Annotated in this window: 18 protein-coding genes; 7 read left to right on the forward strand and 11 right to left on the reverse strand. The window is 42.0% G+C overall.

What is annotated here, in order from left to right:
- Positions 1 to 226 precede the first annotated feature (226 nt).
- The 5 genes from AAC147_RS19885 to maeB form a co-directional block, all read right to left on the reverse strand.
- On the reverse strand, positions 227 to 2479 hold the full coding sequence (locus AAC147_RS19885) for a TonB-dependent receptor domain-containing protein (RefSeq protein ID WP_047684247.1): 2253 nt from the start codon (positions 2477 to 2479) through the stop codon (positions 227 to 229).
- A 123-nt stretch (positions 2480 to 2602) separates the two neighbouring features.
- A complete protein-coding gene (locus AAC147_RS19890) occupies positions 2603 to 4792 on the reverse strand; it encodes a S9 family peptidase (RefSeq protein ID WP_197056404.1) in 2190 nt (729 codons plus the stop codon).
- A 24-nt stretch (positions 4793 to 4816) separates the two neighbouring features.
- The gene (locus AAC147_RS19895; RefSeq protein ID WP_047684250.1) at positions 4817 to 5620 is read right to left on the reverse strand and encodes a TonB family protein; all 804 of its coding nucleotides are present in this window, start codon (positions 5618 to 5620) and stop codon (positions 4817 to 4819) included.
- A 112-nt stretch (positions 5621 to 5732) separates the two neighbouring features.
- Positions 5733 to 6635 (reverse strand): ChaN family lipoprotein, encoded by a 903-nt coding sequence (locus tag AAC147_RS19900; protein ID WP_047684253.1) that lies wholly within the window; start codon positions 6633 to 6635, stop codon positions 5733 to 5735.
- Positions 6636 to 6786: 151 nt separating this feature from the next.
- Entirely contained in the window at positions 6787 to 9066 is a 2280-nt protein-coding gene (gene maeB / locus AAC147_RS19905; protein ID WP_047684256.1) for an NADP-dependent oxaloacetate-decarboxylating malate dehydrogenase, read from the reverse strand.
- A gap of 553 nt (positions 9067 to 9619) precedes the next feature.
- Here maeB and AAC147_RS19910 point away from each other — a divergent pair.
- From AAC147_RS19910 to AAC147_RS19930, 5 genes are all read left to right on the forward strand, one after another.
- Positions 9620 to 10255 carry a response regulator gene (locus AAC147_RS19910; protein ID WP_047684258.1) on the forward strand — a complete coding sequence of 212 codons (636 nt, stop codon included), beginning with the start codon at positions 9620 to 9622 and terminating at the stop codon, positions 10253 to 10255.
- A 456-nt stretch (positions 10256 to 10711) separates the two neighbouring features.
- The gene (locus AAC147_RS19915) at positions 10712 to 11134 is read left to right on the forward strand and encodes an ArsC family reductase (RefSeq protein WP_047684263.1); all 423 of its coding nucleotides are present in this window, start codon (positions 10712 to 10714) and stop codon (positions 11132 to 11134) included.
- An 11-nt stretch (positions 11135 to 11145) separates the two neighbouring features.
- Positions 11146 to 12273: a succinyl-diaminopimelate desuccinylase gene (dapE, locus tag AAC147_RS19920; protein WP_047684266.1), complete on the forward strand. Its 1128-nt coding sequence runs from the start codon at positions 11146 to 11148 to the stop codon at positions 12271 to 12273.
- Positions 12270 to 12947, forward strand: coding sequence for a M15 family metallopeptidase (locus tag AAC147_RS19925; protein ID WP_047684269.1), 678 nt, complete (start codon positions 12270 to 12272; stop codon positions 12945 to 12947). The genes dapE and AAC147_RS19925 overlap by 4 nt, the downstream gene beginning before the upstream one ends.
- A 30-nt stretch (positions 12948 to 12977) precedes the next feature.
- Positions 12978 to 13187, forward strand: a complete 210-nt coding sequence (locus AAC147_RS19930) for a YpfN family protein (RefSeq protein WP_072032546.1) — start codon at positions 12978 to 12980, stop codon at positions 13185 to 13187.
- Here the strand turns inward: AAC147_RS19930 and AAC147_RS19935 are convergent.
- Both AAC147_RS19935 and AAC147_RS19940 read right to left on the reverse strand, forming a co-directional pair.
- A complete protein-coding gene (locus AAC147_RS19935; RefSeq protein WP_047684271.1) occupies positions 13117 to 15387 on the reverse strand; it encodes a tRNA(Met) cytidine acetyltransferase TmcA in 2271 nt (756 codons plus the stop codon). The two genes, AAC147_RS19930 and AAC147_RS19935, sit on opposite strands and share 71 nt — an antisense overlap.
- Complete coding sequence (locus AAC147_RS19940; protein WP_047684274.1) at positions 15384 to 15836, reverse strand: DUF441 domain-containing protein; 453 nt, start codon at positions 15834 to 15836, stop codon at positions 15384 to 15386. Before AAC147_RS19940 ends, AAC147_RS19935 begins: the two co-directional genes overlap by 4 nt.
- A 302-nt stretch (positions 15837 to 16138) precedes the next feature.
- On the opposite strand from AAC147_RS19940, the gene AAC147_RS19945 reads away from it, so the two are divergent.
- Complete coding sequence (locus AAC147_RS19945; protein ID WP_047684277.1) at positions 16139 to 16474, forward strand: hypothetical protein; 336 nt, start codon at positions 16139 to 16141, stop codon at positions 16472 to 16474.
- Between the two features lie 141 nt (positions 16475 to 16615).
- Here AAC147_RS19945 and purC read toward each other — a convergent pair whose 3' ends face one another.
- The 3 genes from purC to dapA all read right to left on the reverse strand — a co-directional run bounded on the left by purC (position 16616) and on the right by dapA (position 19396).
- The gene (gene purC / locus AAC147_RS19950) at positions 16616 to 17329 is read right to left on the reverse strand and encodes a phosphoribosylaminoimidazolesuccinocarboxamide synthase (protein ID WP_047684280.1); all 714 of its coding nucleotides are present in this window, start codon (positions 17327 to 17329) and stop codon (positions 16616 to 16618) included.
- Positions 17330 to 17433: 104 nt separating this feature from the next.
- Positions 17434 to 18480, reverse strand: a complete 1047-nt coding sequence (gene bamC, locus AAC147_RS19955; protein ID WP_047684283.1) for an outer membrane protein assembly factor BamC — start codon at positions 18478 to 18480, stop codon at positions 17434 to 17436.
- A gap of 16 nt (positions 18481 to 18496) precedes the next feature.
- Positions 18497 to 19396 (reverse strand): 4-hydroxy-tetrahydrodipicolinate synthase, encoded by a 900-nt coding sequence (gene dapA, locus AAC147_RS19960; RefSeq protein ID WP_047684286.1) that lies wholly within the window; start codon positions 19394 to 19396, stop codon positions 18497 to 18499.
- 246 nt (positions 19397 to 19642) lie between these two features.
- Between dapA and AAC147_RS19965 the strand changes: the two genes are divergently transcribed.
- Positions 19643 to 20200: a glycine cleavage system transcriptional repressor gene (locus tag AAC147_RS19965; protein ID WP_047684291.1), complete on the forward strand. Its 558-nt coding sequence runs from the start codon at positions 19643 to 19645 to the stop codon at positions 20198 to 20200.
- Positions 20201 to 20312: 112 nt separating this feature from the next.
- Here AAC147_RS19965 and AAC147_RS19970 read toward each other — a convergent pair.
- Positions 20313 to 25147 (reverse strand): non-ribosomal peptide synthetase (locus AAC147_RS19970; RefSeq protein ID WP_047684303.1); only part of this gene is annotated, 4835 nt, incomplete at its 5' end.

The raw sequence follows: 25147 nt of genomic DNA on the forward strand, positions 1-25147 counted from the left end.
GATATTATTTTAATTAGAAATAAAACTTATAAATAAGAATGCATACTATATATAGTATGGCGAACATCTAAAAAATAAACAATTTTAAAATTTGTGGTAATAATAAGAAAACGAAAGATTTTTGATACAATAATATATAAAAAAGATATGTAAAAAAGTGGTGCATACGCACCACTATTATTTCTATTAATAGTTATCAAAAACATAGTTATCAGAAACATAGTTATCAGAAGCGAACTTCTGCACTCATAACATAAGTTCTGCCGCGGGCTGTTTGAGCTACAACTTCCCCTTCCGATATATTTGGTGAAGAATTCATGCGATTCAGGGCATCTGCATAGTTTTTGTTAGCCACGTTCTGTACAGAAAATTTAACAGAAATATTCTTATTGATTTGATAATCCGTATATAAATCAATAATGGTCGGTATCTTATGATCTTCTACCATTTTATTACTGATTTCCGCATTTCCATCTACATTAGAATCTTGGTGATAAGACTGACCTGTATATTTCACTATCGCACCAACACGAATTTTTTCTTCCAGTAAACGAACGCCAGTATCCAATGTCATATAACGCTTCGGTAACTGAGATGCGTAGCTTGTTCCCATAATACTTGCCGAAAGTGAGGCTGGCTGTTGTGTTTTCTGCTGGCTATATGCTAATAAGCTATAGAATATTCCAGCATCATAATTCGCCGAAAGCTCATAGCCACGCATAGTTACCGGTGTCAGACTATTACCATAAATATATATATTAAAGTTAGGATCAACCCCTCCCCACTCTTCATCTGTCAATGTTCCATCATTTTTACAAATTTTACCTTCTGCACAAACCAGATAAGATTCACTGAAGATATAATTTTTGATTTTGGTATGAAACATCGTTGCTTTTAAACGGAATGAATCCCCTTCTATAAATAAATTCGGACGATAACTATTAAACCCAATCTGATAAGTATCTGCCGTTTCTCCTTTCAGGAATGGATTCATAGAAATTCCGCCTTCATTGGAATAGAAAACTTCCTGTGTATTTGGTGCCCGCATTGCATGAGTATAAGTTATGAATGGCTGGAATGCAGGTGTAATTTCTGCTGATAATAGAATACTTGGATTAAATCCACGTGATTTAATATCTAATTGTGCTTCTCCCTGTGGGAAACAGTTTACTCTCTTATCACAAGCTGGTTTTTTTCCCTTTATGCTGGAGTCTAAATAGCTTAATCCCAAATTAGCAGTATAAATACCATTTTCAATTTTTAACTGACTGTAAATACTTTTAATATCTTGCTTCCCGCTTGGTGAAAATGGATTGCGTTTCTCTGAGGATTTATATTCTCCACTAAGTCCGATGCCTGTTTTTCTTTTGTACTCACTGTGCATCAATTTACTACCAAGAGTAAACGCAAAGTCTGTATCACCATAATTAAACCGGCTGGTATTTTTAATATCAATAGCATCAGATTTATTATGTGATTCACCTTTACCTAATCCACTCATAGGATTAACAAAGGACTGCGTATTCTTTCCTGAACTAAGTAAAATCTTAGTATCAATTAATTCACTAAATGGTGTGTAGTGATATTTCAAATAATAATCATAGCTATCGACATGACGTTTAGTAAACTTATTATGATAAAAACGTCCAGACAACTCCAAATCATGAAAATCATTTGGCTTAATATTTATTTTCATCAATTGTGAATTTGGTCTCTGTTTAAATGCCTTATCCGTACCAAATTCTTCGCTGCTGATACCCATGCCATTTTTGTAGTGAGCATCAATACTGTGACCACTAACAGCAAGCATAGCACCAATGGAACCTTCTGAGCTGAACGCCTGCTTTTTTCCTGCAATAGTAACCATGCCGTTTTTACCTATGCCATTAGTACCATAAGTTGATTTAGCCCGTATACCCAGTTTGTTGCCCTCGAAAATAACATCATCAATCCCAATGGTACGAAAGTTAGCACTTCCCACCAACGCATTGACTGAATCACCATCGTTAGCCTGCCCACGATCAATATCTGTCCGGATAATAAAATTAGGGTCAATCAAAGTACCAAACTGATTATAAGGCATTCCCCCGTGCCCAAATGAATTCGGAGCTATACCATAAAAACTCTGGCTAACACCGTCTACCATCATATTGACACGGCCAAAACCACTTAATCCACGGATATTGACAGCGACTGTTCCCTGACTTGCATCCATCTGAGTGTAAGTCCCCGGCAAACTCCGCAATACGCTATCCATAGATTCAAGTTTATTATCTTCCCCTACAGAACTATAAGCACCGGGTTTTTCCATTGCTTCAATTTGCGGCGAATTCTTATTATCCTGAGAACCTGAAACTTTCAGTGTGCTAAATCGCATGACTTTTTGATTTTTATTGTCATTTGTATTTTCAGCATAAGCCAATCCCTGAAGCCCAATAAATACTGCGCTGGCTCCAGCTATTTTTGCCATGATTTTCATTAATATCATCCTAAATCAAAAAATATTCATTAAGGCTCACATTGCTTCGCAAATTTGGCGATAAAAAATCCGGATACTGATAAATAATTACCAGCATCCATAATTATTAATATATATTTTTTATTAATCTTTTAAGGTTGGAAAATATGTTTTAGCATCATCCAACATAAGCAGAAAACTATAATCAAGAGCGATATCATTTAATCGGTTAAAACGCCCCGGCTTTCCGCCATGACCGGTATCCATGTTGGTTTCCAATAACAACAGGCTATTCCCTTTTTTCATTTCCCTTAATTTAGCCACCCACTTTGCAGGCTCCCAATATTGTACCTGAGAGTCATGTAAACCCGTCGTCACTAATAAATGGGGATAACGCTGGTGTTTAATATTATCGTAAGGGCTATAAGATTTAATACGGAAATAAACTTCCTTATTATTCGGATTTCCCCACTCGTCATATTCACCTGTCGTTAAAGGAATAGAGGGATCAAGCATGGTAGTCACAACATCAACAAAAGGAACTTTAGCAATCACACCACGGTATAACTCCGGTGCCTGATTAATCACCGTACCCATCAGTAAGCCGCCTGCACTGCCTCCTTCCGCATAAACACGCTTACTGTCACCATATCCTTCGAAAATTAATGTCTTAGTCGCATCAATAAAATCGTGGAAACTGTTCATTTTATTTTCGAGCTTACCTTGCAGATACCAGTTCCGGCCTAAGTCGCCACCACCACGTATGTGCACCAAAGCATAAACAAAACCACGATCCAGAAGACTCAGCATTGGAGAGCTAAAATACGGGTCCATGCTGATACCATAAGCACCATAGCCATAAATCAGAATTGGGTTCTGGCCTTTTTCAAACAGAGACTTACGGTAAACCAGAGAAACAGGGACTTCCACACCATCTCTGGCTTTTATCCAGATACGCTGGCTTTCATAGTTCTCTTTATTGAATCCTTTAACTTCTTGCTGTTTCAGCAATTCACGTTCGCCCGTTTGCATATTCCATTGGAATACAGAACTTGGAGTTGTCAGAGATGAATAGCTATAACGCAGTAAATCAGTATTTGGCTCCGGGTTATAACTTAGTGATGCCATATAGGCTGGATCGTCAAACTTAACCCGTTTTTCCTGCTGCGTTTTCCAGTCAATCTGACGGATTGAAGTTAATCCCTTTGTACGCTCCTGCACCACTAACCAATTGTTGAACAGTTCAAAATCTTCTAAATCAGTATTTTCCTGTGGCGCAATCACCGTTTCCCATGGCTTATCGAGAGCTTCTGTCCGGTATAAACCAAATAATGGATTTTCATAGTTGGAGCGGATATAAAATTGGCCACGGAAATGATCAACATAATATTCACGTCCAGCCTGACGAACAGAGAAAATCTGTGGTTCTAATTGTGGGTTATTAGCATCAATCAGTCGATATTCTGACGTTGAATAACTGGTAACCGAAATCAGAATATAATCAAGAGAAGTACTTTTCGAAATTGACAAACGGAAGCGATCATCATCTTCTTGATAGATTTTTTTATCCTGCTTCGTGTCTGTACCATATTGATGGCGAAATAGCTGGTAAGGCAGCAGGGTTTGTGGATCTCTGCGTACATAAAACAAAGTATTACCCTCATTAGCCCACAAAATATTGCCTGAAGTATTTTCTATGACATTATTCTGCCATTCATTATCAGCAAAATTTTTGAAAGAAATTTGGTAGTTACGACGGCCTTGAGTATCTTCTGCTACAGCAATACGCTTATTGTCACGAGTAATCGCAAATCCACCGATTTGATAAAACTTATGGCCTTTTGCTCGTTCGTTACCATCAACCATTACCTGCCAGTCAGTTGAATTATCAACTGGCTTACGCTGATAGATTGGAAAATCTTTTCCTGCCTGATAAACGGTACGATAAATATAACCATTGTAAGTATAAGGAACTGACTGGTCTTCTTTACTCATTCTGCCAGTCATTTCGTTATACAGTGTTTTCCGCAACTCTTGCCCAGATTCCAGCACCTCTGCGGTATGCTTATTTTCAGCCGTCAAATAATCAATGACTTCTTTATCCTGACGGTTATCGTCACGTAACCAGTAATAATTATCAATGCGAGTATCACCATGAATAGTTATTGCATGTGGCTGTTTTTTTGCCATAGGCGGCACCATGTTTTCCTCCATCGCGATGGTCGTAACACTATTACTTAATAAACTTCCCCCCAACAAAAAACTAAGTATGATCCTTTTTGTTAGCACGGCTTTTTGGTTTTTTGGTGAAAACACCGTTTTATACTGTGACATGCCATTCGTCCTATTTTTTTATTGTTAGTGAGATAAAGTGAAATCAATTGGCAGTTCAACTGTAACACTGCCATTGGTTAAAATGACATCAGGTGGAGCTGGTAAAGGCTGTGCTCTTTCCAATACAAGCCTTGCTTCTCGGTCAAGTGAGTTCGTCCCGGAACGTCTTACTAATTCACCGTCAATCACTGCACCAAATTGATTAACCGTGAATTTCACCATTGGACGCCCTGTCCGTTTTCTTCTCTGAGCATCTGCCGGATATCTTTTATAACGGTTTAAATGACCACTAACCTCAGCCTGCCAAACTGCTTTTGCATCAGCAACTGCATCCGAGTTACTTTCATAAGATGCGGCTGTTCGGGAAGTCACATTATCCGCTGTAGCGCTACTGGTTGTTGGCGCTGAACGACTCTGGGATTTTTCACTTTCCTGCTCTTTTGCCTTCACTCGCTTAACAGGTTGGGCTTTTTTAGGTGCATCCTGCTCTTTTTGTTTTTTCTTTGGCTTATGAACTAAAATCTGTGCTTCTTCATTCACCGCCAATTTGGGCATACTGATTTCATCAACCTTGCTTTCTTGTTGATGGCTGGCAACAGATAATAATTGTTCAATACCAATCGGTTGTTTTTCGACCTTACGTATTGCTTCTGTCTGTAGTGATACTTCCATCATAACCGCAGGTGGAGGCAAAAATTCCTCAAGATCAAGATCCTGCGGTTTATAAATCAACCATCCGACCAATAAGGCATGAAGTGTGATAGCAGCGAGAAAGGATTTTGTCACGTGACCAACGTGAGTGGTTTGATACGTTGTATACGTCAACATTTTTTATAACACATTATGTCAAAGATAAATTCAGATAATGATAATCAATTGAATATATAAATGAAAACTATTTTTATTTATTAAGTTCATCACATCCTTGTGATAGATACCACTAATTATTTACGTTACTGGTCACTTTAGGGGTAAACCAGACAAAATCAGCATATTCGTTGTTCAAAGAAACCCCTTGTTCAGCGATAACAAGCACAACAACCCGTTCATTGGGCGCTATTTTTTTCACATGCTGAGGTACACCCATCGTTTTTACGGCGTGATACCCTCCTGCAAATAACAACGCTGGTGATGGCGCTTTCATCAATTGTTCTGCCATTCGCTGATCACGTAATTGCTGAATTTTGCTCATGGCAGAGAGAGATAGTTCATCTATATTTCCACCATGGGAATTTTTGATAGTGTCGTCGATACGTTTTTTGACATCACCGGAAACTAGTGAAGTTCTATCTCCAGCCCTGTAATTTTTGTATGCCTGATCGACTTCACTACGATCCAAGTTTGCCGCTAACAATGGGTAAGGTGCTTTCATCAGCTCCACAACCAGTTTTCCATATAACACCCAAGGCCAGCCTTGCTGCCACGCTAATAGATTTTTAATGCGTTCATCTCTGACTATTGGATTTCCCTGCAACCAGCTTTTCACTTTGTTCACTTTCTCTTGCTGGTCTGGGTTTATCATTTCCAGTAATACAGAGCCATGAGGGCGTTTTTGCTCAAGTTGTTGAACCAGCCATAACTCGATTTGATGATGATAAGGATTATCGTGTTTTTCACCCACAATGATTCTGGGATAGGTTGCCAATTGTTCGAGCAATTCATCAGAAGTGATAGATTTACCTGCGTCCATATCAAGCAAAACACCTGATTGGGTTAACTCACTGGGAAGAGATTGTTTTACTTCTTGAGAGTTATTTTGAGTGGTAGTCAATGATGTTGCACAACCACCAAGCAGGAAAGCACATACCAAAAAAGTTGTTTTTATACAGATAGATGTTTTCATTGATATTCATTATCACATTAAAAATTTTCCTGCATATTATAGATAATGAGAATTATTTACAAATAAAATACCCTGCCAGGCAAAGGCCCGGCAGGGCTGCTTACTTATTCATCCTGTTTATTACTTCAACCAGAATATTAATACGAATGAGTTATAGAGGGTCGGTTTGTGCTTCAACGGCGGCTAATGCCACCATGTTAACAATGCGACGAACAGAAGCGATCGGGGTCAATACATGTACTGGCTTTGAGACCCCCATCAATACCGGGCCAACCGTTACACCATCTGAGCCGGTAACACGTAATAGGTTATAACTAATACGTGCCGCTTCCATATTCGGCATAATCAACAGATTAGCAGAACCTTTTAATGGACTGTCCGGCATGATGTCACGACGAATACTTTCTACCAAGGCTGCATCACCATGCATTTCACCGTCAATTTCCAGTGACGGAGCCATTTGCTGTACCAGTTCCAGCGTCTTACGCATTTTTTGTGCAGAAGCACAATCAGAAGAACCAAAACTTGAACGCGATAATAAAGCAACCTTTGGTTCAATACCGAAACGACGTACAGTTTCAGCCGCCATCAGTGTGATTTCAGCCAATTCCTCTGGTGTCGGATCTTCATTGACATAAGTGTCAGCAATAAAGGTATTCCCCATTGGCAACAATAAGGCATTCATTGCACCAGCTGTACACGCTCCTTGACGGAAACCAAGGACATCTTTTATAACTTGATAGTGTTCACCATAGCTGCCAACCGTACCACAAATTAGGCCATCCGCTTCACCACGATGTACCATGATGGCTCCGATCAATGTCGGATTACCAATCACGGCGCGACGAGCCTGTTCCTGAGAAACACCACGACGTTTCATCAGTTGGTAATATTCCTGCCAGTATTCTTTGAAGCGCGGGTCATTTTCGTTGTTGACCACTTCAAAATCTTTATCGGCTTCAATGTGAAGCCCTTGCTTTTTGATACGCATCTCAATCACACTTGGACGACCAATCAGAACAGGGAATGCCAATCCGAGAGACACGAGTTCCTGAGTTGCATGCAGCACCCGAATATCTTCCCCTTCCGCCAATACAATGCGTTTCTTCTCTTTTTTCGCCTGAGCGAAAATCGGCTTCATAAATAAGTTGGTTTTGTAGACAAACTCACTCAGTTTTTCAATATAAGCGCCAAAATCAGTAATAGGACGTGTTGCAACACCAGAGTCCATCGCTGCTTGCGCTACAGCAGGCGCAATTTTTACAATCAGCCGTGGATCAAATGGCTTCGGTATGATGTATTCAGGGCCAAAGAACAGATCCTGATCGCCATATGCAGAAGCAACTTCCTGACTCTGTTCAGCCAATGCCAGATCTGCAATTGCATGCACACAGGCCAGTTTCATCTCTTCATTAATGGTTGTTGCACCAACATCCAGTGCGCCACGGAAGATGAATGGGAAGCAGAGTACATTGTTAACTTGATTAGGATAATCAGAACGGCCAGTGCAAATAATCGCGTCAGGACGCACAGCTTTTGCCAGTGGTGGCAAGATCTCAGGTTCTGGATTTGCCAAAGCCATAATGAGCGGATCTTTCGCCATGGTTTTGACCATTTCTGGTGTCAGAACACCCGGCCCGGAACATCCGAGAAAAATATCAGCATCGGGAATGACATCAGCGAGTGTACGGCTACCATTATCCTCAATAGCATAATCAGCTTTGGTTTTTTCCATGTTTTCTTCGCGACCACGATAAATAACACCTTTCGAGTCACAAACAACAATATTTTCACGTTTTAAGCCCAAAGCCACCAGCAGATTCATACAGGCAATGGATGCTGCACCCGCACCAGACACTACCATCCGTACTTTACTGATGTCTTTATTAACAACGCGCAACCCGTTAAGTACTGCCGCAGTACAAATAATTGCCGTACCATGCTGGTCATCATGGAATACAGGAATTTTCATCCGCTCACGAAGTTTCTGTTCAATGTAGAAACATTCTGGCGCTTTGATATCTTCAAGGTTGATACCACCAAAAGTCGGCTCCAACGCCGCAATGATATCGATTAATTTATCAGGATTGGACTCTTCAATTTCAATGTCAAAAACATCAATACCCGAGAATTTTTTGAATAGCACCCCCTTCCCTTCCATGACAGGTTTACCCGCCAATGCCCCGATATTACCCAACCCCAATACGGCACTACCATTGGAGATAACAGCCACCAGATTACCACGTGCAGTATATTTATAAGCCGCCAATGGATTTTCTGCTATTTCAAGACAAGGAGCTGCGACACCTGGCGAATATGCTAAGGCTAAATCACGCTGTGTAGTCAGCGGCTTAGTCGGAGTAACAGTGATTTTCCCCGGTTGTGGGAATTCATGAAAATCAAGGGCACTTTGTTTTAATTTTTCGTCCATCGTCTGATCCTTTATGAGTCATGTCTAAGTAAAAATCTGCTCAGTATAATAGTTAAGGAAGGTTATATCATGATACTAACAATATTTTTATTAATAGCCACTGAAATAACAGATCATAAAATGATCTGTTAATGGTTTAATATTAGTCAATAGTATATAAAAATACCTCAATTATACTCATAGAGAGGTATTCCCATTTTCCATTCATTAATAACTCACTAAATTAATTAAGAGAGACATCTAAGAAACAACTTAAAATGAGTTTACAAAAACAAAACTTAATCGATAAAATAATCGTAGACATTTGATTTGGAAAATTATTAGCAATTAGGGAAACTCATTTTCTTATGCCTGTGAATTTTATTTCACCTAAATGGATAAACCTGTTTGCGATATTTCTTTTTTTATATCAGGATATATTTTCAGGATCTCTATTATAGATGATTCAATATACTCCATAAAAATCACACAGCTATTTAACATAAAGCAGAATTCTGTTTTTTTATGTTTTATCAAAACATAAGATCTGCATTTCTATTATGGGAGAAGGAACATGCATAATCATACAGTCATGATAGTCGATAATCATCCTATCATTCGTCATGGTTTAAAAGGGTTGATTGAATCAGAGCGCGAACTCATTGTGACTGCTGAGACCGATAACGGCGAAGATGCCATTAATATCGCTTGCCAAATAAAACCAGATATTATTTTAATGGGTTTGGAAATCAACGGCTTTTCCGGGATTGATACGATTAAATCACTCCGCCGCAAAGGGCTTGATTCCTACGTTCTGGTACTTTCTGATTCAGCTAGCCGAAGCGATGTTTATGATGCTGTTGATGCAGGTGCGAATGGTTATTTATTAAAAGATATTGAACTATCCCCCCTGCTGGTTAACATAAAAAAAGCTGTAAATGGGCAAGCAGTATACAGTGAAAAAGTTTACCAATATTTATCTACTCGTCATCTTTATGTTGATCCTTTATCAAAATTAACTAAACGTGAATTAGACGTTTTAAAAGAAATCTCAGAAGGAATGACAAATAAAGAAATTGCTGATTTTCTTTTTATCTCAGAAGAAACTGTGAAAGTCCATACCCGTAACCTATTGAAAAAACTTAAATCCCGCTCCCGTCTCGAAGCTACCATCATCTATCTGAAACATAGAAAATCAGATTTAATATAACATCTGACAGTCAATCTCTATAATAGAGAGACACAATTTCCCTGTTGATAAAAATCAGGGAAATTGTGAATTAAATCAGATAAAAGTTAATTATAATTAATTCAATATAATTCATAGTCAATTATATTATAATAAATGCAATTATTGTATTTATTCGAAACTAATATTTTAGAATTAATTTGTTTATGAAATATATATATGGAAATTATGCCTAATGGTTCTTAAATTGCCGTATGTTGTTGAATGAGTATAAGCAATCAGAACATTATTTGACAGACAACCAGGTAAAATACAGCGTTTGGTTCAGCCAGAGTATATGAAAGGTTCGTGTTATCTGGATAAAATGGTAAATTTGCCGCATTATACCCAATGGACTTCAAGATGCGACCAGCAAAGCGGCAACCTGGCAGATGACAAATATATGCCGGATGTGTAAACAAAACTAAGGATCTCATAATGTCAGATACCACTCCTCAAAAAACATTCACTCTGTACGGTATCAAAAATTGCGATACTGTGAAGAAAGCTCGTCGTTGGTTAGAAGATCAAGAGATCCCATATCAATTTCATGACTACCGTGTTGATGGCTTATCCCCGGAACGACTGCAAATATTCATTGAACAAGTAGGTTGGGAGGCTTTACTGAATACCCGTGGCACAACCTGGCGCAAATTGACTGATGAGCAGAAGTCCACTATCAACAACGCTGAAACAGCTAAGGCACTGATGCTGGAACAGCCCGCTATCATTAAACGCCCACTGTTAGTTTCAGAATCAGTAACCTCAAAACCATCAGCAACAGAAAGCTACTTACTGGGTTTCAAGGCTGAACAATACCAACAGTTTTTTTCTCATGACTGTTCTCTTACGGCTAAATAAGGGCTTACATAATGACTTGTCCAGTGATTGAACTGACTCAGGAATTAATTAAGCGGCCTTCCGTCAGCCCCGATGATCAAGGCTGCCAGGAACTTCTGATCCAACGTCTGCAAAATACGGGTTTTACAATAGAAAGGATGCCTTTCGGTGATACGCTGAATTTCTGGGCCTATCGTGGAACCGGCGTAACTTTTGCTCTCGCTGGGCATACTGACGTTGTTCCCGCTGGTGATACCTCAGAATGGCAAAGCCCCCCATTCGAGCCAATTATCCGTGACGGTATGTTGTATGGTCGTGGTGCAACAGATATGAAAGGCTCCCTGGCTGCGATGGTAGTTGCAGCAGAACGCTTTGTTGCTGATAACCCTAATCATCAGGGTCGCCTTGCTTTTTTGATTACTTCAGATGAAGAAGCTAATGCAGTAAATGGCACTGTCAAAGTTGTTGAAACATTAATGTCACGTCATGAACGACTGGATTATTGCTTGGTGGGCGAACCTTCCAGCCAGAAACGTCTCGGTGATATGATCAAAAATGGACGCCGTGGCTCCCTGACTGCCAATGTAACCATTCACGGTGTTCAAGGGCATGTTGCATATCCTCAATTCGCTGATAATCCTATTCACCATTCCCTCCCCTTCCTACAGGAGTTAGTCAATACTCAATGGGACGACGGTAATGAATTCTTCCCTGCCACCAGTATGCAAATCGTGAATATTCTGGCAGGCACGGGAAGCAATAATGTCATACCGGGTAAATTGCAGGTTCAGTTTAATTTCCGCTTCAGTACCGAGCTGACAGACACCAAGATCCGCCAGCAGGTCGAAGACATGCTGAAAAAATATGAGTTAACACATGAAATCGAATGGTGGTTATCCGGTCAGCCTTTCCTGACCTGTAAAGGAGAACTTGTTGATGTTACGGTTGAAGCCATCAAACATTATTGCGGATATCAGCCAGAACTATCGACAAGCGGCGGCACATCTGATGGACGCTTTATTGCCAAAATGGGCGGGCAGGTCGTGGAATTGGGGCCTATTAATGCAACTATTCACAAAACAAATGAATGTGTCAGTGTGTCTGATTTACAGGAATTAAGCCTGATCTATCAACGTATCATGGAGCAATTAATCAAATGATGACGTCTGAAATGCTGACTGGTGTATCAACAGATCACTTGGTGACACTATCTGGTAATCATCGTTTACAATTTGACGCCACCAAAGCATTCCTTGCCATGCAACGAGACGCTGTCAGGGCAGGCTTTAAGTTACAACCCGCCAGCTCTTTTCGGGATTTCACACGCCAACAAACTATCTGGAATGAAAAATTTCGCGGTCAACGACCGGTATTAGATGTCAACAGCCAGCTTCTTAATATTACTCAAATGACCGAAGGAGAAATTTGTGAAGCTATTCTCCGTTGGTCTGCCTTACCGGGGGCCAGCCGTCATCATTGGGGAACTGAGCTGGATATTTATGATCCTTTTCTGTTGCCACAAGGCAAACAGTTATTATTGGAACCGTGGGAATATGAAGATGGTGGTTACTTTGAACCGCTATCAGACTGGTTAACAGAAAATATGTCACGCTATGATTTCTACCGGCCATTTACCCATGCCACGGTGCGAGGTGTAGCTTATGAACCATGGCATATTAGTTACTGGCCGCTATCTCACGAAGCCGAATGTTTATTCAATGAGCAAATTTTATTAGACGTCTGGCAGGATCGTGACATTGCCGGCGTTAATTGGTTGACAGCAAACCTCTCCTATATTTTTGAAAAATACATCAAAATAACAGAAAAGGTTTAAGGTCAATCACAATATTTAGAGGAGCTTGTTATGCACTGGCTAACGGATTATTGGTGGGGAGTTCTGCTGTTACTCGCAGGCATTATTATCAATGCGATAAAAGAACTGAGCCGTATCAATACAAAGCGTTTTTTGGATAACAAACCTGAACTCCCTCCTCACCGGGATCTTAACGCTGCATGGGATGATGAGGACGACTGGCCTCAGACGGATGGCAAGAAGACAAATCACAAGAAATAACTCGACCTTTCCATTGCCTGGCAAGTATTTCATCAATACTTGCCAATGCACTTGCTGTCTCTTCTCGCCAGCATTTTAACAACGCCTTACGTCCATTCAGAGACAAATCACTCACACATTGTTCAATCTCGATCTTCTGTTGGAGATGTTTTCTCAACGCAGGCAGAGCCAGATCATTCGCTAACAATAAGCGTTGCAAGGCAAAATAAGAAGCGGATAAAGGACGATGTGCAAATGCAAAACCAGCCAGCTCTTGCCAATCATTCTCATTAAGTTGGCTATCATCTTGGTGCGCAATAGGCAAAACAAACCCAATTAATGACTCCAACCAATTCGCATCACGGGATAAGTGTTGCTGTGCAGACTGAGCAAGCCATATCCCTTGTTCACTCAACGGCAAAATTGCCATCGCGGTATAGCAACCACTGCTCGCTTCAAGGTATGTTCCCATCCGCACTAACCGAAAACCGCATTTTTGCCAAAGTGCCCAAAGTTCAGCAGTGTAACCAAAACTGACCGACAAGAAGTCCAGATTTTGCTCGTGTGCTGCCTGACATTGTTGAGTAATCAACCCCTGCGCGATGCCAAGACGACGATATTGTGCTTGTACAGCAATGCGACTGACTCTTTGTGACCGCATTGTAGCAGCCTGCGGAAAACCACTGTGCGCAGCCAGCGATTGAGCCACCAGATTTCCCCTTGGACGACGGCGGCCAGCCCATATCTCATGCGCCAGTGCCGGTGACAACCCTCCTTCATTCACCATCCACAGTGCACCAATCAGTTGTGGGTTATCATGCACAGCACAAGAAGACATAGCAGCCAGAAATGTCATTCCATTGCCATCCAGCAAACGACGCAAATCAAGGGGGGAAGTTCGATAATGGGCACTTGTTAATAATCCATAGAACTGGCGCAATAACCAAGGTTGCTGTAACCACGTTGCTTGTTCAATGAAATTGAAGGATAAATTTTTTTCAATATCAAAATGAGGCGCTTGTTGAGAAAATAATCGGCTATCATCAATACCGTTATCAAATAACAATGCGCTATCCAGCCATGTTTCTAATGGATCATTTTCGGCCCAACGCATTGGTGTTTTCAGCTCTCTGATATGACAATCGGGTAAAGCAGAACAGAATTTCAATAAAAATCCTCGTCCGGTTCCTTCATAACCTTGTACAGTCGTGGTTAATAACACACGTGGAAAATGCCGAATAAGTTCCGTTAACTGTGGAATTGGCATTGCAGCCGCCTCATCAATTAAAAGCCAGTCTGCCGCTATCTTCTGCTCTGCACTATTGTTGTCTATGATATTGTTGTCTATGATATTGTTGTCTGTGCTCTGAAATTCTTTCAGTCGAAAAAATTTCAGTAAATTATCGGCCGACCAGAATGGTGTCCCCTGTTCATCAAGATCAGAATGATCACTCCCCCTGGAATAACAACGAATAATTTCTGTCGTTACTTTTGCTGGTGCACATAACCAACATTTTCCTTGCCACTGACGCACCAGCATTCCGGCAAGCGCAGATTTTCCTCGCCCACGCGGTGCAGTGATCACCCAAACACCTTGTGAAACTTGTAACAACTGTTCAAGGATCAACTGCTGACTGATTGTCGGATTACCATCCGGCATGTTCCACGGCTGAGTTTGAGGCAATAACTCCGGATAAAAAGACGTTTCTTGCCGCCATAATAAACAATGCGGAGAAGTAAGGAGCTGCCATTGAATATGCTGAATAAAGCGCGGCGTGGGGATCACACCAACAGACTCATTCCAGCGAGAACTATCTTCATCTGGCAAATTAGCCCATTGTTTCCAGACAGGGACGCGCATCACCAGCCAGCTTCCTGCTTTCAGCGTCCCCGCCAGTATCGCTAACGCTTCAGCATTAAAGCCACGGGTTGCATCAAAAACCCCATGTAAAAATTCTCTTCCCAGTAAACCAGCCGATTTTGTGGGCTCAACAGCATTTATGGGTTCAACAACACCGTGAGTTTTAATCGTATCGGAAGTGTGGATAACATTATGAGCGTTGGAAGTTATTGTGATCCAATCTCCTTGAAACACCCCTTTCAAATAAGTGACGATCTGTTCACTCCACTGACTCTCACCGCTTAATACCAGCAAACGGCGCTGCCCTTGTCGTTGCATTTGTTCCTGCAACGCTCTCCATTTCAAATCCAGTTCTGTCATGATTTACCAATTACAATGGACAATATGCCTGCCGCAATCAATGGGCCGACCGGAACGCCTTTAAACAATGCTACACCTAACACCGTACCGACCAATAATCCCGCGACTGTAGCAGGTTGATTTGACATCAGGGATACACCCCGACTACCTAGCCACGACACAAGAATACCGACGACAATAGCAAGCAACGATTTCCAATTCAGGAATGAACTGAAAATTTCTTGCGTAGAAATTTTCCCACTGGCGATAGGAGCCATGACTCCTATTGTGAGAATCAAAATACCCAGAGTTAAACCATACTTTTCGACCCAAGGGAAAAATTGGTTCAATGGGGTAATGCGGACGACCAGCAAAAACAACATGGCCAATGTTATCGTCATGTTGTGGCTAATAATGCCAAGTCCAGCCAGCATTAATAAGATAAGTAAAGTGGGATCAATCTGACTCATAAATTCCCTGTTTTCTATAAACCTGTTTACTACAAAAATAGAAGATCATGCTTCTGACAATAAACCAATGTATTATCTGACGCAGCGCAGAATAATAGCTTAATCGTCTGGCATGTAAGCAAACCTATTGATGTTCTGTGGAAATATACCAACGAATAACTATATTTTCATAATAAAATAGTTGCTAAGATATCTTTAATCTTTCAAGTTACCTCTATGATAGATATTAATGCTTTTATTAAGGTGAATGCGGAAAGGTTGTGGGGAATACCTCGCAAACAGGATGCGTTCGTACAGGAAATATGAAAAAATCAGCACTTTTAATCACTATAAGTATGCTATTAACCGGTTGTACCACTCAATGGGTACCCGCAAGGAGTAACCCCACACCTTTTCACGAAGCAGATGCAGAGTGTAATATAAGCGCTATGCAACAATTTCCGGTGAAAAACGAAGTGGCTCAAACTTCCCACCTCCAAAAAGTCAAAAATTCCTGCGGTAAAGATTGTTTTTATGAACAAAGTGTTCCTATGACCCAAAGTTATATCATTGACGTCAACACGCGTCCCAGGAATCAGGTTTACCATTTTTGTATGCAGCAGAAAGGCTGGCAGCAAAAAACAAAATACCTGCTGTAACCCGTAGTAACTAATACATAATTGCTTTCACTTTCATACACTTCATCTTTCAAGTTGCAGCTTTGTTAGCTGCAACTTGAAATTTATTGGAATATAAATATAGCCCATTGGCTATATCCATTTAAGTAATCGTTTGCGTCATCAATCCAAAATAACGCCAATACGGTGAGCTACCTCTTCATACGCTTCAACTAAGCCACCAAGACTTTGGCGAAAACGATCTTTATCCATTTTATCCATCGTTTGCTTATCCCATAAACGACTACCATCTGGTGAGAATTCATCACCTAATACGATTTTCCCTTTGAACAGACCAAATTCCAGCTTAAAATCCACCAAAATTAAACCGGCATCATCAAATAACTGACTTAAAACTTCATTGGCTTTGTAACTCAGTCGCTTCATCTCAGCTAAATGTTCCTTGCTGACCCAACCGAATGTTTCGCAATACGATTCATTAACCATCGGATCATGTCTGGCATCATCTTTCAGGAACAAATCAAACAAAGGTGGATTCAAAACCATCCCCTCTTCCACACCGAGGCGTTTCACAAGTGAACCAGCCGCACGGTTACGAATAACACATTCAACAGGCACCATATCCAGTTTTTTGACCAGAGATTCATTGTCTGATAACAACTGTTCCATCTGGGTCGGGATACCTGCCTCTTCCAATCTACGCATAATGAAATAGTTGAATTTATTATTCACCATTCCCTTACGATCAAACTGTTCAATGCGTTCACCATCCAATGCTGATGTATCATTACGGAATTCCAGCACAAGCAAATCAGGATTATCAGTAGCGTACACTGTTTTTGCCTTTCCACGATACAACTCAGCTTTTTTCTGCATATTACACTCCAGAGATGCGACATCTTTAAACGGAAAATTAAACAAAACATCTAACCTAAAACATTTCACTCAAATATATAAAGGGGCTTAAGCCCCTTTATATGTTATTTGTTTGTGGTCTTGCTAAATGCTGCTTGCAGCACCGCGACCATTTGATCATTTTCGGATTGAGTCAGTGGCTTACCTTTTTCGTTAATAAATTGCAAACTGCTTCGGTTATCCAGATCACCTACCTGTAACTTGTAGTTTCCTGCACTGATAGTCGGTGCCTCAACACCTAATGCTTCCCAACCTGAAGAAGATAGTTCCTTATATGTTAGCGTTATCGCGCCTGTCGAACGGGAGCGATCGGTAACTTGCATACCAATGCTTTCCAATGCATATGGCAGCCTGTTCCAGACTGTATTGTATGTTGCACGGACAATAATTTGTGGCAATCCTGTGTTATCACTACCACTTTGTACCGCCAAAGCACCAGCATCTGGCGTGCCGTTCTGAGCCAACAATTCTTGTTGTTCACTCAAACCACTAACCAGTTCGTTAAACATTAATGCGTTGTAATGCTGGATTTCCAGTGGGTTGTCAACAACCTTGCCGCTATGTTCCAAACCTGCATTTGAAACAGTCAAGGCTATCTGATAACCCTGCTGAGCAACCGAAATATGGTAACGTCCCTTATAAGGAACATTTTCATCTGACCGTGGCCACAAAATCCAGTCAGTTGTCAACGTCTTAGTGGCATCATTTCGTTGACTGACCGGATAACCTTTCTTAGCCAAGAAACTATTCACTTGTGACCACAATTTGCTGTATTCAGGCGTATTTTCAAGCAACAGCTTACTGCTTTGGGCGCTATTTTCAACACGCGATCCTGTCAATAACGCCAATGTCTGCAATGGTGGACGTATATCAACAGCCTTTCCAGTTGCCCCTTGTGAAGCCACTGGCGGAATATCATATTCACCATTTTGTAGTGGTAAGTTCATCCCTGCGGGAATATTCAATATCTTCAGAGGAGGAGTTTCAAGATAAGACTCATCCCCACTTACCTGACGTTTATAGCGCTGATCGCTGGAGCAAGCTGCCAGCAAAACAACCAATGACAGGCCAGCAACCTTCATGACCTTCGATTTTTGCAATAATGTTGCCATTAAAATTCCCTAAATTTTACAATAATTCAGCCGCTTTCAAGGCATTCTCAACTGAAATTTGCCCTTCTTGCGTCAATGAAATCATTGGCAGACGCAATGTGTCACCGGCAATTAACCCCAGTTTATGACAGGCCCATTTAGCTGGCGCCGGGCTAGGTTCAACAAATAATTTATGATGCAATTCCATCAATCGGCTGTTCAGGCTACGCGCTTGCACAAATTCGCCGCGACGAGCCAACTCGCAAATTTGTGCCATTTCTGCGGCAGCCACATTCGTTGTTACCGAAATAACCCCTTTTCCACCAAGATGCATGAAATCGAGAAAACTTGCATCATCACCACTTAGCAGAATGAAATTTTCATCATTAACCAATTCTCGGATCTGACTGACACGACTTAAGTTCCCTGTTGCTTCCTTGATTGCGATAATATTTTTCAATTTCGCCAAGCGTGCAACAGTCGATGGCAGCAAATCACATCCAGTACGAGATGGTACATTATACAGAATTTGTGGTAAGTCGGTATTCTCAGCTATCGCTTTATAGTGCTGATATAAACCTTCCTGTGATGGTTTATTATAATAAGGTGTCACAGACAGGCAACCAACAACTCCCGTATTTTCAAAGCACCGGGTCAGTGAAATTGCTTCCGCAGTCGCATTTGCGCCTGTTCCGGCAATAATCGGAATACGGCCATCAGCTAATTCAAGTGTTGTCAGTACAACATCGACATGCTCATCATGAGTCAGTGTGGCACATTCTCCGGTTGTCCCAACAGAAACAATTGATGATGTACCACTGGCGACATGATAATCAATCAATTTTTTCAAACTGGCTTTGTCAACCTGACCAGTTGAATCCATCGGTGTGATTATTGCAACCATACTGCCCGTAAAATCGAAGTGACCACTCTCCATTACCATTTCCTCTTAACTGAACCTTACACTGCAAACAAGAAAATCATGGTACTTTCTTGTCATAAGGAAGGAAACTCTTTAACCATACGATTTCAATGAATTTTGTTAATACCAAGTGTAGACGATTAAACAGAGATTATAATCATGCTCTTTCTCCCATAAATGCCATTGACCTTCTCCTGATCATTTTTTATGTTTAATAACGACATGTATAGCAGACATCTACCATAGATAAGGAAAATCGCTTTGCCAAAACCAAAACAACATTTTTTAGTGATCACTGCTCTCGGTGCAGATCGCCCTGGTATCGTCAATACCATTACCCGTCTTGTGAATACATGCGGCTGTAATATTGAGGACAGCCGTCTGGCAATGTTTGGCGAAGAATTTACCTTTATCATGCTGCTATCTGGTAGCTGGAACTCGATTACCTTGATTGAATCCACTCTGCCCCAAAGAGCGGCTGAACTTGAATTACTTGTTGTGATGAAACGTACTCGCAGCGGCGCTCAGACAAAATTTCCTTCAATGGTTTCAGTCCGGGTAGATGTAGATGATTCTCCTGGTATTGTTGAACGTTTCACTAATCTGTTCACAACCCAGAATTTCAATATTGCTGAACTGGTATCAAAAACCCATCCAGTTGATGAAAATATGCCCGCTCGTTTGCAGATCCAAATTACAGGCCATAATCCACTGGATGATAATGGGATTGTATTTAAAGAAACCTTTTATCGCCTGTGCACCGAATTGAATGCGCAAGGCAGTATTAATGTGCAGGAAGCGTTGGATGGTAAAGCTTGAGTACACTCGCCATGATAGGAGTTGGCCCCAGAGCAGATTTTCCGCATGGACACCTTTAGTTAAAACCCCACCTTACTTTATCGAATAAAAATAAGGTGGGATCACCGGATACTTACCTTGCTAACGCCGTATTAAGCGCCTGAGATAAAACAATTCTATTTTCTTTCTCCTCAAATAAACTGGAATGATTACCAGGTATCGCAATCAACCGCATTAAAGAAGTTGGCATCACTTCGCGCCATCCTAATGAACAGTCCATAATTAAAGAGGTCTGTTCGGAATCTGTGGAAGCTGACGGAGATATAGAAGGAGAAGTATCTATCGCATAGAACTGATGTAATGTCACTGTCAATGTTTCTGGCACATAATCTTTCACTATTTGCGCATAATTTTCTCTCTGTTCCATCTGTTTTGCGGCTAAATCTGCACGCAAATTTGAGGGGTATAATCCTAATTTCTGAGCAAACTCAATTAATTGAACCCAATTTAATTCATCAACTTGTGGATACAATGCTGCTATCACCTCAGTGTGTTTGTTACCTGATTGCCTTTCCAACTCTGCCAGGAATTGATGTTTTTGAGTTCCCTGCTCCCTGAAACAGTGAGGAGCATATGTATCAATCAGTCCGAGGAAATTGACCTTATCACCACTATTCAACAGTTGCTGAGCAATAGCATAAGCCAGTATCCCACCAGAAGAATAACCACATATCCGGTATGGGCCCTCAGGCTGAACGGCTTTCATAAAGGTGATAACTCTGGCGGCCAGCATTTCCATTGTCGATATCAGTTCCTCATTCATAGAGGGCCAGGGTAAGGCATAAATCGGATAACCTGACTGGATATGTTCAGTCACCCCGAAAGCATAGGAATAATCACCTATTCCAGTGGGGACAAAGAATAAAGGTGGCAATGTTCCGCCAGAACGTACAGTAACGGCCCTGTTTTGTGGCTGAGACAATCCGTCTGATATGATTTTTGCAGCCAGTTCTGCCAGCACTGGGAATTGGAACAGTGCATTCAATGTACAATACAGACCACGTTTTGTTGCAAGGTTTATCATTCTCATAGCAAGTAACGAATGACCACCCAATACGAAGAAATTATCATACCGTCCCACCTGCTCGACGTTCAGCAACTCTTGCCAAATTGCTGCAAGAGTAATTTCCGTCTCCCCTTGTGGTGCTTCATACACCTGACGAGCAAATGCCGCTTCGCCCGGTGCCGGCAACGCGCGGCGATCCAGCTTGCCATTTGGTGTTAACGGCAGTGCTTCCAAACGGACAAAGGCGGCCGGCACCATATAATCAGGTAAAAGAGCACTCACATAATTACGCAGATGATTAACCAACTCGTCATCGGGTTCTGCCACGACATAGGCAACCAGACGCTGCTCCTGCCCTTCTCCCAATGCCAGTACCACGGCGTCATTCACTGCCGGATGCTTTGTCAGTTTGGTTTCAATTTCTCCTGGCTCTACCCGGAAGCCCCGGATTTTGATCTGATCGTCATTGCGTCCCAGGAATTCTAGATTGCCATCCGGCAAATAACGCGCCAAATCGCCGGTTCGATACATCCGTGCATCAGGTTTATCACTAAATGGATCTGGCAGAAAACGTTCAGCCGTCAGTTCTGGTTGGTTCAGATACCCCCGTGCTACCCCCACTCCACCAATATACATTTCTCCAATGCAACCTAATGGCACGGGTTGCCCATATTTGTTCAGCAAATAAATACAAGTATTACTTATCGGTTGACCAATTGAACGAGCATCCTCTGGGGAGAATATCTCCTGACAAGTCGCAATTACGGTATTTTCAGTAGGGCCATAAGTATTTAATAACTGTAGGTGATGGGTTTCCTGTGCAAACCAATCCTGAATAGCGCGCTTTTTCACCGCCTCGCCACCAATAATGATTAACCGGAGGCAATCCGGTAATTGTAATGTATTATTTCTGGCGGCCAGTTCAGACCAAAACAGGGTCGGTAATGACATGATCGTGATACAGTACTGCCGGGCCAAAGAAATAAATTCTTGTATAGAAGACAACCAGCTATCATTACGTATCACCAACGTAGCCCCATTACATAACGATGCGAAAAATTCTTCGATCGATGCATCAAATGCAAATGATGAAAATTGCAGCATCCGGTCTTGCTCTGTGACAGCGTAGATCTCATTAAAGCCGAGAATACGTTGGTAAACAGCCTGATGTTCTACCATCACCCCTTTCGGTATGCCAGTCGAACCCGAAGTATAAATCACACACGCCAAATGCTGTGGTGTCAGTGTTGCTACCCATGGATTATCGACCGGTTGCTGATCGAAAATCGTATTCGGATCAAGTATCACCAAATCAGTAAACCGTTTCCCCCCCAATGCTACTTGCCCTATCCTGTCTGCTAATAATACTAACGGGGCTGTGTCAGCCAAAATATGCACCAAACGTTCACTTGGATAAACGGGGTCTAGAGGTACATAAGCTCCTCCCGCTTTTAGCACCGCCAGCAATCCCACCACCATAGCTGGTGAACGAGTCACACAAATTGCCACTCGCTGCTCCGGCTTTATACCCAATGCAATCAGCCGATGAGCTAACTGATTGACCCGGATATTTAATTCGGCATAACTGAAGGTTTGTTCTTCATATACTAACGCCGTAGCATCCGGTGTTTTCTCCACCTGTTGTTCAAATAACTGATGAATACATAACGTATTAGGATAAGTTATCTCTGTGACATTCCAGGTTTTTAACAACAGATTCCATTCCGCTTGTGGCAAAATTCCCAATTCCCGTATCGGGGTTTTGGGCGCTTGTTCAAGGGCCTCTACCAAACTTTCCAGTGCTTGTTGCATATAACTGCATATCCGTTTCGGATCAAATGGCTGTACTACCTGAGCCGTTAGGCCCAAAGCATCACCCAGATCCTCTACTGACAATGTTAATGGATAGTTAGTACGCTCCTGTGCGTCAATAAATTCAACATCGGCCATCATTTCATCGACAGTGGTTGACGGCACATTATGTCGGTAGTTTAGCAATGCACTAAAGAGTGGAGTGTCACCCTGTACACCACTGCAACGCTGAGCCAGCGCCAATGACGCATGTTCATGCTCTAACAAACCAGCCAGTCGGCTATGCGCTATCTGTACGCTCTCGCATACGGAGGTCTCATCCATATCCAACCGCAATGGCAAGGTATTGATAAACATCCCCATACCACTATCAGTCCCTTTTCCTCCCGCCATACGCCCAAACAGCACCGTACCAAACACCACCTTTTCCTGCCCGCTGGTATGTGATAACACCTGTGCCCAAGCCACGTGACATAAAGCTGCTAAACTGATATTCAGGCGTCTGGCCTGATTACGAAGGCTGTCATTCAGAGTGAACGTCAGCATCTGGTGATATTCCGTCATTTGTAAATCACTGCGATACACTTCCGTCAGTCCAAACGGTAACGTTGGCTCTTCCACCTCAACCAGCATATCGGTAAAGAAATGAATATGTTCTTCTTGACTTACCCCCATCCGTGCCTGAGCAATCAAATTCCGGAAGGGAACCGGATCAGGCAGGTGATTCTCTTCACCAGACAGATATGCCCGAACTTCCCGATTCATCACATCCAGTGTGGTATGGTCACCGATCAAGTGATGCTGATGCCTCAACAAGAGCCAACGGCCATCCGTTTTTTCCTGTGCAATCACAAAGCGCAACAACGGTGCCTGCCTCAGATCAAGGCGATAGTGACGTGGATCAAAGCGTTGAGCCAGTTGCTCACTCACCGGGCCATCAGCCGGATCTAATGTCAGTTCCGTGACTGATAAAGAAGCCTGACGCCAGACTACCTGAACCGGAACCGATAAGCCTTGCCAGATAAAAGCGGTACGCAGGATATCGTGCCTATCAACGACCCGTTGAACGGCTGTCAAATAACGGTCCAATAAGGCTCTGTCAGCGAAAGCTTGTTGAGTTATCAACAGGTAGGTATCCCCTTTATTTTCCAATAAATGGTGGAACAAGATACCATCCTGTAGCGGAGACAAAGCATAGATATCCTGAATATTAGCAAGCCCACCCGGTACTTGCTCAATAATGGAGTCGATGTCAGATTGCGTCAGATCAACCAGAGGTAACATCTCTGGGGTAAGCGTCGTGGTTGCCGAGGTAATGATATTAGGTGGCACTTCCACAACCTGATGCTGACCTAATGACTGAGCCAGTTCAAACAGCACCGGAGACTGAAACAGATCACGCACCGTCAATGCTAAGTCCTGGTGACACAAGCGTTCTACCATCCGTACAGCCAGCAATGAATGACCGCCCAACGCAAAGAAATTATCATATCGACTTATCTGTTCAACACCCAATAACTCCCGCCAAATCGCCGCCAAAGCCGTTTCCAGTTTTCCACTTGGTGCTTCGTAAATCTGGTGAACAAAGGCTTCATTGTTCAGAGCAGGTAATGCCTGACGATCCAATTTTCCGTTTGGCGTCAATGGAAATGCATTCAGTCGTACAAACGCGGTTGGCACCATATAATCTGGCAAGAGGGTACTCAAATAGGTATACAGACTATTAGGCAACGCCTCATCAGCGTGTGCTACCACATAAGCCACCAGACGTTTATCCGGTCCATCATCTAAGGTTAATACCAGCGCTTCACGTACCAGCGGGTGCTCTTCCAATCGGGTTTCAATTTCACCCGGTTCAATGCGGAAACCACGGATTTTCACCTGCTGGTCATTACGGCCGACAAATACCAGATTGCCATCCGGCAGGTAACGAGCCAAATCTCCGGTGCGGTACATACGTGCCCCCGGTTGATGGCTAAATGGATCCATCAGAAAACGTTCCGCTGTCGGCTCAGGGCGATTAAAATAACCGCGGGCTACACCTGTACCACCAATATATAACTCGCCTACTGTTCCCAATGGCACTGGCT

Origin of the sequence: Xenorhabdus sp. NBAII XenSa04, assembly GCF_963866145.1 — a bacterium.
GTDB classification, from domain to species: domain Bacteria; phylum Pseudomonadota; class Gammaproteobacteria; order Enterobacterales; family Enterobacteriaceae; genus Xenorhabdus; species Xenorhabdus indica.

Excerpts from the sequence above, each read along its gene's own strand:
- AAC147_RS19895 (WP_047684250.1), bottom strand. The coding sequence starts at position 5,620 with ATGTTGACGTATACAACGTATCAAACCACTCACGTTGGTCACGTGACA.
- AAC147_RS19940 (WP_047684274.1), bottom strand. The coding sequence starts at position 15,836 with ATGAGTCAGATTGATCCCACTTTACTTATCTTATTAATGCTGGCTGGA.
- AAC147_RS19945 (WP_047684277.1), top strand. The coding sequence starts at position 16,139 with ATGAAAAAATCAGCACTTTTAATCACTATAAGTATGCTATTAACCGGT.
- dapA (WP_047684286.1), bottom strand. The coding sequence starts at position 19,396 with ATGGAGAGTGGTCACTTCGATTTTACGGGCAGTATGGTTGCAATAATC.
- dapE (WP_047684266.1), top strand. The coding sequence starts at position 11,146 with ATGACTTGTCCAGTGATTGAACTGACTCAGGAATTAATTAAGCGGCCT.
- maeB (WP_047684256.1), bottom strand. The coding sequence starts at position 9,066 with ATGGACGAAAAATTAAAACAAAGTGCCCTTGATTTTCATGAATTCCCA.
- AAC147_RS19930 (WP_072032546.1), top strand. The coding sequence starts at position 12,978 with ATGCACTGGCTAACGGATTATTGGTGGGGAGTTCTGCTGTTACTCGCA.
- AAC147_RS19910 (WP_047684258.1), top strand. The coding sequence starts at position 9,620 with ATGCATAATCATACAGTCATGATAGTCGATAATCATCCTATCATTCGT.
- AAC147_RS19885 (WP_047684247.1), bottom strand. The coding sequence starts at position 2,479 with ATGAAAATCATGGCAAAAATAGCTGGAGCCAGCGCAGTATTTATTGGG.
- AAC147_RS19915 (WP_047684263.1), top strand. The coding sequence starts at position 10,712 with ATGTCAGATACCACTCCTCAAAAAACATTCACTCTGTACGGTATCAAA.
- AAC147_RS19900 (WP_047684253.1), bottom strand. The coding sequence starts at position 6,635 with ATGAAAACATCTATCTGTATAAAAACAACTTTTTTGGTATGTGCTTTC.
- AAC147_RS19890 (WP_197056404.1), bottom strand. The coding sequence starts at position 4,792 with ATGTCACAGTATAAAACGGTGTTTTCACCAAAAAACCAAAAAGCCGTG.
- AAC147_RS19925 (WP_047684269.1), top strand. The coding sequence starts at position 12,270 with ATGATGACGTCTGAAATGCTGACTGGTGTATCAACAGATCACTTGGTG.
- purC (WP_047684280.1), bottom strand. The coding sequence starts at position 17,329 with ATGCAGAAAAAAGCTGAGTTGTATCGTGGAAAGGCAAAAACAGTGTAC.
- AAC147_RS19935 (WP_047684271.1), bottom strand. The coding sequence starts at position 15,387 with ATGACAGAACTGGATTTGAAATGGAGAGCGTTGCAGGAACAAATGCAA.
- bamC (WP_047684283.1), bottom strand. The coding sequence starts at position 18,480 with ATGGCAACATTATTGCAAAAATCGAAGGTCATGAAGGTTGCTGGCCTG.